The 15,314-nt window shown below is 40.6% G+C and carries 10 protein-coding genes; 9 read left to right on the forward strand and 1 reads right to left on the reverse strand.

The features are described from left to right. Positions 1–101: 101 nt before the first annotated feature. The 3 genes from FDK13_RS27620 (at position 102) to FDK13_RS27630 (ending at position 6,578) form a co-directional block, all read left to right on the forward strand. Positions 102–2,873, forward strand: a complete 2,772-nt coding sequence (locus FDK13_RS27620; protein WP_137343258.1) for a bifunctional aconitate hydratase 2/2-methylisocitrate dehydratase — start codon at positions 102–104, stop codon at positions 2,871–2,873. Positions 2,874–2,944: 71 nt separating this feature from the next. Then, positions 2,945–5,212 (forward strand): aconitate hydratase, encoded by a 2,268-nt coding sequence (locus FDK13_RS27625; RefSeq protein ID WP_137343259.1) that lies wholly within the window; start codon positions 2,945–2,947, stop codon positions 5,210–5,212. 247 nt (positions 5,213–5,459) lie between these two features. Further along, entirely contained in the window at positions 5,460–6,578 is a 1,119-nt protein-coding gene (locus FDK13_RS27630) for an MBL fold metallo-hydrolase (RefSeq protein WP_137343260.1), read from the forward strand. A gap of 13 nt (positions 6,579–6,591) precedes the next feature. Here the strand turns inward: FDK13_RS27630 and FDK13_RS27635 are convergent, their stop codons facing one another. Continuing rightward, positions 6,592–7,071 carry a DUF6252 domain-containing protein gene (locus FDK13_RS27635; RefSeq protein WP_137343261.1) on the reverse strand — a complete coding sequence of 160 codons (480 nt, stop codon included), beginning with the start codon at positions 7,069–7,071 and terminating at the stop codon, positions 6,592–6,594. A gap of 474 nt (positions 7,072–7,545) precedes the next feature. On the opposite strand from FDK13_RS27635, the gene FDK13_RS27640 reads away from it, so the two are divergent. From FDK13_RS27640 to FDK13_RS27665, 6 genes are all read left to right on the forward strand, one after another. Beyond that, the gene (locus tag FDK13_RS27640) at positions 7,546–8,160 is read left to right on the forward strand and encodes a TetR/AcrR family transcriptional regulator (RefSeq protein WP_137343262.1); all 615 of its coding nucleotides are present in this window, start codon (positions 7,546–7,548) and stop codon (positions 8,158–8,160) included. A 65-nt stretch (positions 8,161–8,225) separates the two neighbouring features. Continuing rightward, positions 8,226–9,542: a TolC family protein gene (locus FDK13_RS27645; RefSeq protein ID WP_137343263.1), complete on the forward strand. Its 1,317-nt coding sequence runs from the start codon at positions 8,226–8,228 to the stop codon at positions 9,540–9,542. Positions 9,543–9,581: 39 nt separating this feature from the next. After that, complete coding sequence (locus tag FDK13_RS27650; RefSeq protein WP_137343264.1) at positions 9,582–10,631, forward strand: efflux RND transporter periplasmic adaptor subunit; 1,050 nt, start codon at positions 9,582–9,584, stop codon at positions 10,629–10,631. 24 nt (positions 10,632–10,655) lie between these two features. Next, positions 10,656–13,805 carry an efflux RND transporter permease subunit gene (locus FDK13_RS27655; protein ID WP_137343265.1) on the forward strand — a complete coding sequence of 1,050 codons (3,150 nt, stop codon included), beginning with the start codon at positions 10,656–10,658 and terminating at the stop codon, positions 13,803–13,805. A gap of 18 nt (positions 13,806–13,823) precedes the next feature. Continuing rightward, positions 13,824–14,051, forward strand: a complete 228-nt coding sequence (locus tag FDK13_RS27660) for an acyl carrier protein (protein WP_229216236.1) — start codon at positions 13,824–13,826, stop codon at positions 14,049–14,051. 40 nt (positions 14,052–14,091) lie between these two features. Continuing rightward, the gene (locus FDK13_RS27665) at positions 14,092–15,300 is read left to right on the forward strand and encodes an NAD(P)/FAD-dependent oxidoreductase (protein ID WP_137343267.1); all 1,209 of its coding nucleotides are present in this window, start codon (positions 14,092–14,094) and stop codon (positions 15,298–15,300) included. Positions 15,301–15,314 lie beyond the last annotated feature (14 nt).

The raw sequence follows: 15,314 nt of genomic DNA on the forward strand, positions 1-15,314 counted from the left end.
TGCTAAATAGTATCAAAATACGTCACGAACACTGTCTCATATTATGTAAATTTTGTATTTTCGCACGATTTAATGACAACAGATAATCCCAATTTTGATTAATGAATATTTATAAGGATTACATCAAAGAGATTGAAGAAAGAAAAGCTCAGGGGCTTAATCCGAAGCCAATTGATGGTGCCGAATTGCTAGGTGAAATCATTGCACAAATTAAAGATTTAGCTAACGAGCATCGGGAAGACTCTCTTAAATTTTTTATTTCCAACACCTTACCAGGAACCACTAGCGCTGCGGGTGTAAAAGCCAGATTCTTAAAAGAGATCATTCTCGGGGAATCCGTATTGCCGGAAATTTCGCCTGCTTTCGCTTTTGAGCTATTGTCTCATATGAAAGGTGGCCCTTCCATTGAAGTACTACTTGACCTGGCTTTGGGTGATGATATCTCTATTGCAAAAGAAGCTGCAAAGGTTCTTAAAACGCAGGTTTTCCTTTATGATACGGATGTAGACCGTTTACGGGTTGCATTTAAAGAAGGAAATGAAACCGCTATCGAGATAATTGAAAGTTACGCACAGGCTGAGTTTTTCACTAAACTTCCAGAGGTACCTGAAGAAATCAAGATAGTTACTTTTATCGCTGGTGAAGGTGATATTTCAACCGATTTACTTTCTCCGGGCAACCAGGCTCACTCTCGCTCAGACCGTGAACTTCACGGTAAGTGTATGATTACGCCTCAGGCACAGGATGAAATACAATCCTTGCAAGCTCAACATCCTGACAAAAGCGTTATGCTGATTGCTGAACGTGGCACCATGGGTGTAGGATCATCCAGAATGTCAGGGGTGAATAATGTTGCTCTTTGGACTGGTAAAAAAGCGAGTCCGTATATACCATTCGTAAATATTGCTCCGATTGTTGGCGGTACAAACGGTATTTCTCCGATTTTCCTTACTACCGTTGACGTTACAGGTGGTATCGGTATTGACCTGAAAAACTGGGTTAAAAAGCTTGATGCGGATGGTAAAATTGTCCGTAACGAAAGTGGTGATCCTGTTCTTGAAGAGGTATACTCTGTTGCCACGGGCACTGTTCTTACAATCAATACGAGAACGAAGAAATTATATAATGGCGATCAGGAATTGATTGACATTTCTAAGGCACTTACGCCTCAGAAAATGGAATTTATAAAAGCTGGTGGTTCATACGCTATTGTATTTGGTAAAAAGATCCAGACAATCGCATCGAAGATTTTGGAGATCGAAATTCCTCTTGTATATGCTCCGTCAAAAGAGATTTCTTACGAGGGACAAGGTCTTACAGCAGTTGAAAAAATATTTAATAAAAACGCTGTCGGTCTGACTCCGGGTAAAGTTTTACACGCCGGTTCAGATGTTCGGGTAGAGGTTAACATTGTTGGATCACAGGATACAACGGGTCTTATGACTTCTCAGGAATTGGAGTCAATGGCTGCCACGGTTATTTCGCCAATCGTTGACGGCGCATACCAATCAGGCTGTCACACGGCATCAGTATGGGATAAAAAAGCGCAGGCAAACATTCCAAAACTGATGAAGTTTATGAATGATTTCGGTCTTATCACGGCACGTGACCCGAAAGGTGAATATCACTCCATGACTGATGTGATTCACAAAGTTCTTAACGACATCGTTGTGGACGAGTGGGCGATCATCATCGGTGGCGACTCTCACACAAGAATGTCTAAAGGTGTTGCTTTTGGTGCTGATTCCGGAACAGTTGCGCTTGCACTTGCTACGGGCGAGGCATCCATGCCAATTCCTGAGTCAGTGAAGGTAACGTTCAAGGGCGACATGAAGGATTATATGGATTTCCGTGACGTGGTTCATGCTACACAAGCTCAGATGCTTCAGAAGTTTGGTGGAGAGAATGTATTTCAGGGTAGAATCATTGAGGTACATCTTGGAACACTTCCTGCTGACCAGGCATTTACTTTTACAGACTGGACCGCGGAGATGAAGGCAAAAGCCTCCATCTGTATCTCTGAGGATGACACCCTGATTGAATCACTGAATATTGCAAAAGGCAGAATCCAGATCATGATCGATAAGGGCATGGACAATCACAGACAGGTTCTTCAGGGACTGATCAATAAAGCTGATAAGAGAATCGCAGAGATTAAATCAGGTGAGAAACCAGGTCTTATTCCGGATTCGAATGCAAAGTATTACGCCGAAGTCGTTATTGACCTGGATGTGATTGTAGAGCCAATGATTGCAGATCCTGACGTCAACAATAAAGATGTTTCCAGACGTTACACGCACGATACCATTCGGACGCTCTCTCACTATGGGGGAGATAAAAAAGTCGATCTTGGTTTTGTTGGCTCCTGCATGGTTCATAAGGGAGATTTGAAAATTGTTTCTCAAATGCTTAAAAACCTGGAAGAGCAACAAGGTAAAGTTGAGTTCCATGCACCGCTTGTAGTGGCAGCACCTACGTATAACATCATAGAAGAGCTGAAAAAAGAAGGTGACTGGGAAGTATTGCAGAAGTACTCTGGTTTCGAATTCAACGATAATGCCCCGAAAGTAGCGGCACGTACCGAATACGAAAATATGATGTATCTTGAACGTCCCGGCTGTAACCTTTGCATGGGTAATCAGGAAAAAGCAGCGAAAGGGGATACCGTTTTGGCAACCTCGACTCGTCTTTTTCAAGGCAGAGTTGTTGAAGATTCAGAGCGTAAAAAGGGAGAGTCGCTACTTGCATCTACACCCGTTGTTGTTCTGTCTGCAATCCTTGGGCGAATTCCTAATATGGATGAATATAAAGCAGCAGTGGTCGGCATTGACCTGACCAAGTTCGCACCTCCTGTTAAGCAGTTAAGCAGGTAGAATCTGTTTAGGAAGTCGTTGGTGGTTCGGTTTTTGATACGTGTGAATGTTTAGACATTAAATTAATTACTATGGCTTTTGACTTAGATATGATTAAGGGTGTTTACACCCGCATGAAAGAAAGAGTGGAAGCTGCTCGTAAAATAGAAGGGCGGCCGTTGACTTTAGCAGAAAAAATATTGTATTCTCACTTATGGGAAGGTACACCTTCTCAGGTTTATGAGCGAGGTAAATCTTACGTAGATTTTGCTCCTGACCGCGTTGCGATGCAGGATGCTACTGCACAGATGGCCCTTTTACAATTTATGCAGGCCGGAAGGCCACAAGTTGCCGTTCCATCTACTGTACACTGTGATCACCTTATTCAGGCTGAAGTTGGCGCTGTTGCGGATTTACAGACTGCAAAAGATAAAAATAAAGAAGTGTATGATTTCCTTGCTTCGGTATCTGATAAATATGGTATCGGATTCTGGAAACCAGGCGCAGGTATTATTCACCAGGTTGTTTTGGAAAACTATGCGTTTCCAGGTGGCATGATGATAGGTACTGACTCACACACACCAAATGCAGGTGGTTTGGGTATGGTTGCAATCGGTGTTGGTGGTGCAGATGCGAGTGATGTAATGTCAGGATTGGCCTGGGAGCTTAAAATGCCTAAGCTGATCGGTGTTAAATTGACAGGAAAACTGAGCGGATGGGCTGCTGCAAAAGATGTTATTCTTTGGGTTGCAGGTCAGCTTACTGTAAAAGGTGGTACTGGCTGCATCGTTGAATATTTCGGTGAAGGTGCTGAAAGTCTTTCTTGTACAGGTAAAGGAACCATTTGTAACATGGGTGCTGAAATCGGGGCTACAACTTCTATTTTTGCTTATGATGAGAAAATGGCTGCTTACCTCCGCTCGACAGACCGCGTTGATGTAGCGGATGCTGCAAATGCTATTGCTGGTTACCTTCGTGCAGATGATGAAGTTTATGCAAATCCTGCTGCTTATTACGATCAATTAATTGAACTTGATCTTTCAACGCTTGAACCTCACGTAAACGGTCCGTTTACACCCGATTTGGCCTGGCCTATTTCTAAATTCGCTAAGGCGGTGAAAGAAAACGGATGGCCGGAAGTTCTTTCGGTTGGTTTGATCGGTTCTTGTACCAACTCTTCTTATGAAGATATCAGCCGTGCAGCTTCTTTGGCACAACAAGCCGTTGATAAAAAACTGGTGGTAACATCTGAATATACAATCACGCCGGGTTCTGAACAGGTTCGTTTCACAGTAGAACGTGACGGTTTCCTTGATACTTTCGCTCAAATCGGTGGTGTAGTTTTGGCTAATGCTTGCGGGCCTTGTATCGGTCAGTGGGCACGTCATGGTGCTGAAAAAGGTGAGAAAAACTCAATTATTACTTCTTTCAACCGTAACTTCTCGAAACGTGCTGATGGTAACCCCAATACGCACTCGTTCGTAGCTTCTCCTGAAATCGTTACTGCTTTGGCCATTGCCGGTCGTTTGACTTTCAACCCGCTTACAGATACGCTGATCAATTCTGAAGGTGTTGCAGTAATGCTTGACGAACCATCGGGACTTGAACTTCCTACAAAAGGATTTGCTGTTGAAGATGCAGGATATCAGGCACCAGCCGAAGACGGAACAAAAGTTCAGGTTTTGGTTAGTCCGACTTCTGATCGTCTGCAATTGCTTGAACCGTTTAAGGCTTGGGAAGGTACAGATCTTAATGGATTGAAACTTCTGATCAAAGCAAAAGGAAAATGTACGACGGATCATATTTCTATGGCTGGTCCATGGTTGAAATACCGTGGTCACCTTGACAACATTTCTAACAATATGTTGATCGGTGCGGTTAACTTTTACAACGAAAAAACAAATACCGTTAAAAACCAGTTGACTGGCGTTTACGGTGAAGTTCCAGCGGTTCAACGTGATTACAAAGCGAACGGTATCGGTACAATCGTGGTAGGTGACGAAAACTACGGAGAAGGTTCTTCACGTGAGCATGCGGCTATGGAGCCTCGTTTCTTAGGTGCTCGTGCTATTCTTGTAAAATCTTTCGCTCGTATTCACGAAACGAATTTGAAAAAACAAGGCATGCTGGCATTGACTTTTGCTAATACTGCTGATTATGATAAAATTCAGGAAGACGATACAATTGATATCAAAGGTTTGCAATCATTCGCTCCTGGTGTTCAGTTGACAATCGTTCTTCATCATTCGGATGGCACAACCGAAGAATTCCCGGTGAACCATACTTATAACCAACAACAAATCGAATGGTTTAAAGAAGGTTCGGCTTTGAACATTATTCGTAAATCGGTAGCTGCATAAGCTTCGATTGATAAATTTTTGATAAAAGAGCTCCTGGAAACGGGAGCTTTTTTTGTGGATAATTTCTCTTCATTAAAAACCAGACCGGTCCACGAGATTAAAATTTTATTATTATACGTAATTTCCTTTTTCGGTTATCAAATAATCATTTAGCTTTGGTGATTGATCAATCAGTCGAAATTAAAAGTGAGGCAAAAGGGTAGTGGATTTTGCTTACAGGCAGGTTGAAAGGAATAATTAACCCAAAATGAAAAAAATAATCATAAAAATGCTGGCAGGAATTTTAATTTTAACGGTCGTGCTGACCGGCGCTATATATTTGTTTTTACAACAAGACCAATTTGGCAAAACTCCATCGGGAGCCCGATTGGAAAGAATTCAGAAATCCCCGAATTATCGTGATGGTCAGTTTCAAAATTTAAGTTTTACACCTGATCTTGCGGAAGGTGTAAGTTATTTTAAAGTGTTAAAAGAATTTATTTTTGACAAAAGCAAAAGGATCAAACCGGAATCCGTTCTTCCTTCTGTTAAGTCGGATCTGCTACATTTGGATCCAAACGAAGATCTTTTGGTATGGTTTGGACATTCTTCTTATTTCATGCAGATTGATGGCAGGACGATGCTTGTCGATCCTGTTTTTAGTGGTGCTGCTTCTCCGGTTAGTTTTACAACGCCAAGTTTTGCCGGAAGTGATGTTTATTCAGTCGAAGATTTTCCGGCAATCGATTATCTTTTTATCTCCCACGATCACTGGGATCATTTGGATTATGAAACCATTTTGAAATTAAAATCCAAAGTGAAAACTGTGATTACCGGATTAGGAACTGGTGAACATTTTGAGACCTGGGGATATGATCTTTCAAAAATAAAAGAAAAAGATTGGGATGAAGAAGTGAATTTGGGAGATGGTTTTGTGGTAAATATTACGCCGGGAAGACATTTTTCTGGAAGAGGACTATCGAGAAACCGTGCTATGTGGGCCTCTTTCGTTCTCCAAACGCCGACAAAAAAGATATTCCTAGGCGGCGATTCTGGTTATGATACCCATTTTAAAAAGATTGGAGATAAATTTGGCCCGTTTGATCTGGTACTCCTGGAATGTGGTCAATACAATTATAACTGGAAATACATCCACATGATGCCCGAGGAAGTTGCCCAGGCGGCGGAAGATTTACAAGCTAAAAAGCTGATGCCGGTTCATTGGGCAAAATTTGCACTGGGACAGCACGATTGGGATGAGCCTATCATTCGTGTAACCAAAGCGAGTAAATTGAAAAACTTGCCACTTGTAACACCCGTGATAGGAGAGGTTGTAAATCTGAATGAAGATAAAGTTTTTCCCGCTTGGTGGGAAAAGGTTAAATAGGAGATTTTCGATTCTATTTCAGCAATTTCCACTTGAAGCAACCATTAGCAAATTTCAGAATATTGATATTATTTTCAGGATTGGCATATTGCTTGGTAAGCGATATGTCAAAAGTCCCTTCTATTAATTTTTGTGCAGGATTATATTTCGTAACGGTAAGATGTCCTACATCACCATTGGCCATAACATAATTGCTGGAAATAACATCTCCACCGACCGTTGAATAATAGCCGGCCTGATTACCTTTTAATGGATAGGATCCGATTTCATTAAACTTGATTTTCACCCACAAAACTTCATTTGAATTATTAGCTTTAAAAAGTAGTGTTAAGGTGTCAGAATCTGGTGCCTGCAATGATATTTCGGTAGTTCCAGTCCATTTTTCATCATTTTTTTCTGCTGAAAATAAATAATTTTCCGGAGCGAATGACTCCTTATCTTTTTTGCAGGAGAATATTCCCAGTGCAAAAAATAATATTGCTAATTTTCTCATGTATTTGTCTTTCTAAAACCGACACAAGTTGTTTTCAATTGGTTGGAATCAGGGTTGAAACAAGAAGAATGGAAGTGAATATTTTTACTTACTCATTCTTTATTTTAATATTTTCAATGCCGATTCAAAACTTTTGGAATCGGTGGATAATCTGCCATTCGTGAAGAAAACACGACCGTAAGATGCATAAAATCCAAACGACTCATTTTTTGTACGACGGATAGCTTTATCTCTTTCGTCATTAATGAAAAGGGAATCATTCGAATCTTTTAAGATTGCAGCAATTAGATATCTTTCCTTATTTAAAAGTTTATAAAATTGAAATGAAATAGGATTAAGCGGATTCTTTTCTGTTTTAAATTTATATTTTAAATGTTTGTTTAAATTATGCGTTTAAATTATTTGGAAGTGATATTTTTAATTAACAACTTTGAATCGTAATTACAACAAGGCGAAATAAAAGGAACAATAAAAGTGAGGTGCATAGGACAATCCAGCGAGGAGAAAATCAAGGAAGCTGCAAGGAAAGTATTTTTGAAGAAGGGTTTTGACGGGACCACTTCCAGGGATATTGCGAATGAGGCTGAGATGAATATTGCACTGACCAATTATTATTTCAGAAGTAAGGAAAAGCTGTTTCTTGAAATTTTCAAGGATTTGCTGAACCTGTATTTTCAGGATACAATTGACATTTTTAATAAGGATATTCCTTTAAGGGAAAAGATTATTGAGTCTGTCGATCATACCTTTGAGATGGTTAAAAAAGAGCCGGATCTGGTTATTTTTATTATGAACGAGGTTCACAAAGAGCCAGAACGCCTTGTTCCGGATTTGAATTTTTTACGTCAGGTTAAAAACTCGAAGCTTGCTCAACAGCTTTCCGATGAAATAGTAAAAGGAAATATCAGGCCAATAGGCGTGGAAAATATTCTACCGATGCTTTGCGGGTACATTCAATTTATTTTTATGGGAAAGAATATTCACATGAAAGTTTTTGAAGTGACCGAAGAACAATTTGCAGTATTTGCGGAGGATCACAAAAATATAATTAAAGATATGATCATCAACTATATTTTTCTGCCAAAGTAAATTTTTTTGGCATAGGGTTAAACAAACATTTAAAATATTCATTTTATATATATTCTTCGTAAACCATGAAATTTTCATTTTACAGGGGATTTCTGCTGTTAATATTAACGGCTGGAAGTTCCCAGGCACAGCAGCTCAGTCTCGGGCAGTTGGTCGACCTTGCCATGAAAAATAATTATGCTATCCAGGCTTCTGTTTTGGATGAGGCCAAAACAAACGCAAAGATCGATGAGGTTAAATCAAACCTTTTACCGACTGTTAATGTGACCGGAGATTATAAACGTTATTTCAAAATTCCCGGCCAGGTTGTGCCTGCAAGTGCATTTGGAGGGCCGGAGGGTACATATAGTACTTTCGCTTTTGGTTTACCGTATAATTTGTCGACTACGGCACAAATAACCCAGAAATTATATAATCCATCTGTCAAATACGCACTTAAAGCAGCAGATCTCAATCGCGATCTTACGGCGCTCAGTACGACAAAAACGAAAGAAGATGTGGCCTACAATGTAACCGACGCCTATTATAATCTGGTTACAGTGGTTCAGCAAATGGCCTTTCTTGATAGTAACCTGATTTCAACGGATCGTTTGTACAAGGTCACAGATCTGCTTTATCAAAATCAGCTTGCGCAGCGCGTAGATAAAGACCGGATCATGATCAACAAAATGACTACTGAAACCCAATTGAAAACGTTGAGACAATCGTACGATCAGCTTGTCAATCTTTTGAAATATTATACCGGAATTCCTCAGTCAGATTCGCTTCGTATAGAGATTAAGGTTAAGGATGTTTTGCTTCCGTCTAATGCAGAAAAAGGTAGTTTGAAGCGGACGGATGTGACTTTACTGGAAAGACAAAAAGACCTGAATATCTTGCAGGACAAGAATTTTAAATCTGGCTTTTTACCGACAGTTAGCGCTTATGGTGTAGGGAACCTGACTTATTTTGCAAAAGGCGGAGATAATTCTGTTTTTAAATCCGTTCCGGGTTACTGGGCAGGATTACAAATGAACTGGAATGTTTTTGACGGATTTGCACGAAAAGCACAACGAAATCAAAACAGGATTGACAATCAAAAACTTTCTGTTCAATTAAAGCAGTTGGAAGAATCCATTCAAATGGAGGAAATCAATGCACGAAATAAATTTGCCGTCGAGCAGCAAAATATCAATTCAAAAAATGAGCAGGTGGCTCTTGCAAACCGCGTTTATGCGCAAATTCAGTTGCAATTTAAAGAAGGTTTGGTTTCGCTCTCAGACGTAATTCAGTCGGAACAAACACTTTTGGATACCCAAAGTAACTATCTGACTTCACTCGTTCAACTGCTTCAAGCCGAGCTCGAATGGAAAAAAGCAACAGGGACTTTACTTGAAAAATAATATCAAAATATAGCTGTCAACCTTCAATAGTATAAAATTATGAAACGCCTTTTAATTTTTGTAGCCGTGATTGCTGTTCTGGGCCTTACTGCTGCAAAGCTTTTAACAAATAAAGAAAATACCGAAGCGAAAATATATCAGCCGGATCCAAATCTTAAAGTGGGTGTTAGAACGGCCGTTGCGGAACTTAGGAATATGTCGCAGGAGAACAAATTTTTGGGATCATTTTCACCCAACAGAAAAATAGAAATTCGTCCGCAAGCCGGTGGGGAAATTGTTAAACTTCCGATTGAAGAAGGCCAGCATATTAGTGCAGGGCAACTTTTGGCAAAACTTGATGATGATCAGCTTCGTTTTCAGGTTGAAGCTTTGCAGGTAACGCTGGAAGGTCATCAAAATGATTTAAGACGTTTTGAAGTTCTGGTAAAAGGTGACGCGGTACCGGCTGTTAATATCGAAAGAACAAAGTTGAGTATCCGCAGTACACAGGCGCAGATCAAACAATTGAACAAACAAATTGCAAACACAACGATTTTAGCACCTTTTTCGGGTATAGTTACTTCCAAAATGGTAGAGAAAGGTTCGGTTGTTGCGATTGGAACAGCCATGGCTGAAATAACGGATATTGCTTCTTTGAAACTGGTTGTGAATGTTCCGGAAAAAGCCATTAACCAGTTCCGCATGGGACAAACCATTTCAGTTCAAACGGAAGTTTATCCGGACTCTAAATTTCAGGGAAAGGTTACGATGATTAGCGCAGAAGGAGATGAAGCGCATAATTATCCGGTAGAAATTACGGTTCCAAATACGGCCAATAATCCGTTGAAAGCAGGTATGTATGGTTCTATTGCGAATTTGAATGAGATCAAAGGCCAGTCACTTGCCGTACCTCGCCAGGCGATTATGGGTTCAGCGAAAGAGCCTCAGCTTTATGTGGTTGAAAACGGAAAGGCTGTTTTGAAAAGCGTTTCAATCGGGCTCTCAACCAACGAGTTTTATGAAATTACAAAAGGGTTGAAAGCGGGCGATCAGGTGGTAACAAGCGGCCAGATCAACCTTCAAAACGGAACTTTGATAAGTGCTCAATAATCCTCATTCCTAAAAGTATTTATTATGAAATTTATTGAATCCATAATCAAACGCCCGTCGATGATTATCGTACTTTTTGCGATTTTATCATTGGGCGGGATATTTTCCTACCGGTTGCTGAGTTACGAATTATTGCCGGAATTCTCAGTTCCAATCGTCACGATTACAACACTTTATCCGGGTGCAGCACCGACAGAAGTTGAATCTGAAATAAGCAAAAAAATAGAAGACGCCATTTCAGGACTTGATAATATTGATGACGTAACTTCCAAATCTTACGAAAGTGCGTCACTTGTAATTGTTCAGTTAAAACCCGGAACGGATATCGACAAAGCGCTGGAAGATGCTCAGCGTGATATTAACAACATGGTGAGTGATTTACCGGATGATGCGGAAACGCCTTCGTTGTCAAAAATATCACCGAGTGATCAGCCGATTATGCAGCTTTTGGCAACGTCTTCGCTTCCAAACGAAGTTTTCTACCAACAGGTTGAAGATAAATATTTGCCTGTGATTCAGCAAATTGCAGGTGTTGCGGAAATAAATATGGTAGGAGGTGACCAACGCGAAATCCGTGTGAATGTGAATGACGAAAAACTTCGATACTATGGTTTGTCGCTTTTGCAGGTAACCCAGGCCATCAATCAGGCGAACCTGGATTTCCCAACTGGCAAAGTAAAAAGCACTTCCGAAAATATGACGCTTCGTTTAGCCGGAAAATTCAGTTCACTGGATGATATCAGAAATCTGGTAGTATCTACTTCGAAACAGGGAAGTCAGATCCGGGTCGGTGATGTTGCCGATATTACGGATGGCTTGGGAGAAGCTGAAAGTATTAGCCGTTATAACGGACAAAACGGGATAGGACTTTTTATAAAGAAACAATCGGATGCTAATGCGGTGGAAATCAGTCGCCTGGTACAGCTGAAATTATCAGAAATTGAAAAGGCAAATGCCAAGGATAAAGTACATTTTGCAATCGCTTACGACAGTAGTATTTTTACGTTGGAATCTGTTGAAGCGGTAACACATGATTTGATTTTGGCTGTTGTGCTTGTAGCAGCCGTTATGCTTCTTTTCCTGCATAGTTTCAGGAATGCGTTTATTGTAATGGTTTCCGTACCCGCTTCTCTGGTTTCAGCATTTTTGTTTATGTATGTGATGGGTTATTCCCTGAACCTGATGACTTTATTAGCACTTTCGCTTGTAATTGGTATTTTGGTGGATGACTCGATTGTGGTTTTGGAAAACATTCAACGACATTTGGAAATGGGCAAAAACCGCTGGCAGGCCACGATTGACGGTGTGACGGAAATCGGCTTTGCAGCACTTGCTATTACATTGGTAATTGTTGTCGTTTTCGTGCCAATCACGATGGTGAATTCTGTGATTGCAGATCTTTTGCGCCAGTTTTCCCTGACCGTAGCTTTTGCAACTATGATCAGTCTTTTGGTGAGTTTTACTTTAACGCCGTGGATGACTTCAAACATGGCTCGTATTGAGCATCTGGATCCGAAAAATCCTTTTCAAAGGTTCTTGCTTTGGTTTGAAAGACAATTGACAAACCTTACAAAAGCGTATCACGGAAGTCTGGAATGGGTGTTGTCGCATAAATTGATTTTTACCGGCGGACTTATTGCGCTGTTCGTCATGACTGGCTGGGTGATGGGACTTGGCATTATCGGACAGGAATTTGTTGCGCAGGGAGATCAGGGTAAGTTTTTATTAACCATGAAACTTGATAAAAGCGCATCGTTACAGCAAAATAACCTGACTGCGCGAAACATTGAAGATTATCTGAGAAAAAAGCCGGATGTAACAACCATTTTCGCCAATGTCGGTGGAGCAAGTACAGGTTTGAACAGTTCAGGGCAAGGCGAAACAAATCGTACAGAGCTTACCGTTGAATTAAAACCTTTGGCGGAACGTGGGGGACTGGTCCCAACGGAAACTTATATGCTGAGCGTTCGGAAGGAGCTTGAAAAGAAATTTGCCGGCATAGAATTTAATTCAGCTATCGTTGGTATGGTGAATTCAGGTTCAGCGCCGATAGAAATTTTTCTAACCGGAAATGATCTGAAACAGATTTTAGCTTCCGCCGATGACCTTTCAAATCGCCTGAAAAAAACACCCGGTGCAAATGATGTAAACGTTTCTGTTGAAGCAGGAAATCCGGAAGTGCGCGTTGATATTGACCGTGAGAAAATGGCCAGGCTTGGTTTAAATATTCAGACCGTCGGTGCGACCATGCAAAATGCTTTTGCAGGAAATGATGATTCCAAATACCGTGATGGCGGAGAAGATTATGATATCAGGATTATGCTGGATGCATTCGACCGGAAAGATCCTGACGATGTAAAACACATCACATTTTTCAGTCCGTCAGCAAATCGTCCGGTTCGTCTGGAAGAATTTTCCAATGTTACTTTGAGTACCGGTCCATCCGTTTTGGAAAGAAAAAATCGTCGCTCATCTGTTACAGTTACAGCCAATACTTTGGGACTTGGTTCTGGAACTTTGGTTGCTAATATCCAGGCTGATCTGTTAAAAAATCCGCTTCCTGCCGGTGTGGTGGTAACCTGGGGGGGAGATGCAAAAAATCAAAGTGAAGGTTTTGGCTCGTTGGGTTTGGCTATGATGGCGGGTTTGATGCTGGTTTACTTTATCATGGTTTTGCTTTACGATAGTTTTATTTATCCTTTTGTGGTATTGTTTTCAATTCCGGTAGCCGTTATCGGAGCCTTGCTTGCGCTTGCCTTGTCTTCTTCCAATATCGGGATTTTTGCTCTTTTGGGGATGTTGATGTTAATCGGTTTGGTAGTAAAAAATGCGATTTTGATTGTCGATTTTGCCAATCAGCAGAAGGCAATGGGTACGCCATTCCGACAAGCAATTCTCCATGCGGGCGAAGAACGGCTGCGTCCGATTTTAATGACAACGATCGCGATGGTGATCGGTATGATTCCGATTGCGACCGCGTCTGGCGCGGGCGCAGAGTGGAAGAATTCTCTGGCCTGGGTTTTGATCGGTGGTTTGAGCAGTTCCATGGTTCTGACAATCTATCTGGTTCCGATGATGTATTATCTGGCCGACAGGGTAGGTGAAAAGTGGGCTTCTTTTCGTTCTAAGTCGAATTCTGAACAAGAATCCTCTGTGGCTACTGCTGCCCAATAACATCAAAATATGACAAAAATGAAAGAGCAACTTCTTGAATTATTAAGCAAAAGCACAGGTTTACCGGTTTCTTCTATTTCAGTAGAATCACATTTGATGAAGGATTTGGGATTTGACAGTCTTGATACCATTGATCTGGTTTTGCAAATGGAAGATCAGTTTCATATCGCAATTCCGGACGAAGATTATGATAAACTTCAAACAGTTGGACAAATAGAACGTTATCTTTTGGTCCGAAGCAATTGATTAAACCAACTGGCGTGAAGATAATTAGCAGCAAATTGAAATGAAAGTAATTATAGTAGGTGGTGGATTTGCCGGCATAAATCTCGCGCTGTCACTGGCCCACAATATCAAATTTCAGGTAACGCTCGTAGATAAGAACGATCATCATTTTTTTACGCCGTTTCTTTATCAGCTAACCAAAGGAGTTTTAAAACCTGATGATATAAGTTTTCCTTTCCTGAAATTGTTTTCGGGAAAGGAAAATCTAAAATTTCATTTAGGTGAGTTAGTGGAAGTAATGCCTTCTGAAAACAAACTTATCCTTAGCAACGGCATTCTGGAATACGAATATCTGATATTGGCCACCGGTTCCGTAACCCGGTTTTCTGATCATCAAAATATTGCCGAAAAAGCATTTAGCTTAAAAACAGAGGAAGATGCTCTTGCCTTGAAAAACCATTTGATAAAACAATTTGCGACTGCTGATGTTTCAAACAGAAATCTAAAAATTGTTGTAGCGGGCGGTGGATCCGGAGGCGTGGAAGCATCTGTGATGCTGGCAGAAATACTGGACGATGTTCGTGCAAAACAAAAATTCCCAAATCTCAAACCGGAGATTTATTTAATTGAAAAAGAAGACTCCCTTTTGCCAGCAATGGATTTGAAATCGCAGCAAAACGCTTATAACAATTTGAAAGAATTAGGTGTCAATATTTTGATTGACCATTTTGTGGAAGATTATTCAGATAACTCCGTTTTATTTTCTTCTGGTGAAAAAATTGAGACGACAACTTTAATCTGGACAGCTGGAATAAAGTCAAGGAAGTATAACGGATTTATTTCCGAAGCTTACAATGCGGATGATCGGCTTGTTGTGGATGACTATAACAAGGTCATCGGGACTTACAATGTATTTGCTATCGGTGACATGTGCATCCAAAGAAATCCTGAAAATTTTCCAAACGGTTATCCGCAAATGGCATCTGTTGCAATGCAGCAAGGACAAAATCTGGCGGAGAATTTTCAGTTGATGGCGGAGAGAAAGGCTTTGAAAGAATTTGTGTACAATGATATTGGTACTTCTATTGTAACTGGAAAGAGAATTGCTATTACCAGCTTTTCTAAATCTAACATCCATTTTTACGGTAAGACGGCCTGGTTCATTAGGGTATTTCTACATCTTAGGCCAATGATTCAGGAAGGAAACCGGCTAAAAATGTTATTTCGTGGGGTATATGGGCATTTTGGGAAGGTGATTTTTAATAAATAAAAAAAACTTATCAA

The sequence above is a fragment of the Dyadobacter frigoris genome, assembly GCF_005280585.1.
Lineage (GTDB): Bacteria > Bacteroidota > Bacteroidia > Cytophagales > Spirosomataceae > Dyadobacter > Dyadobacter frigoris.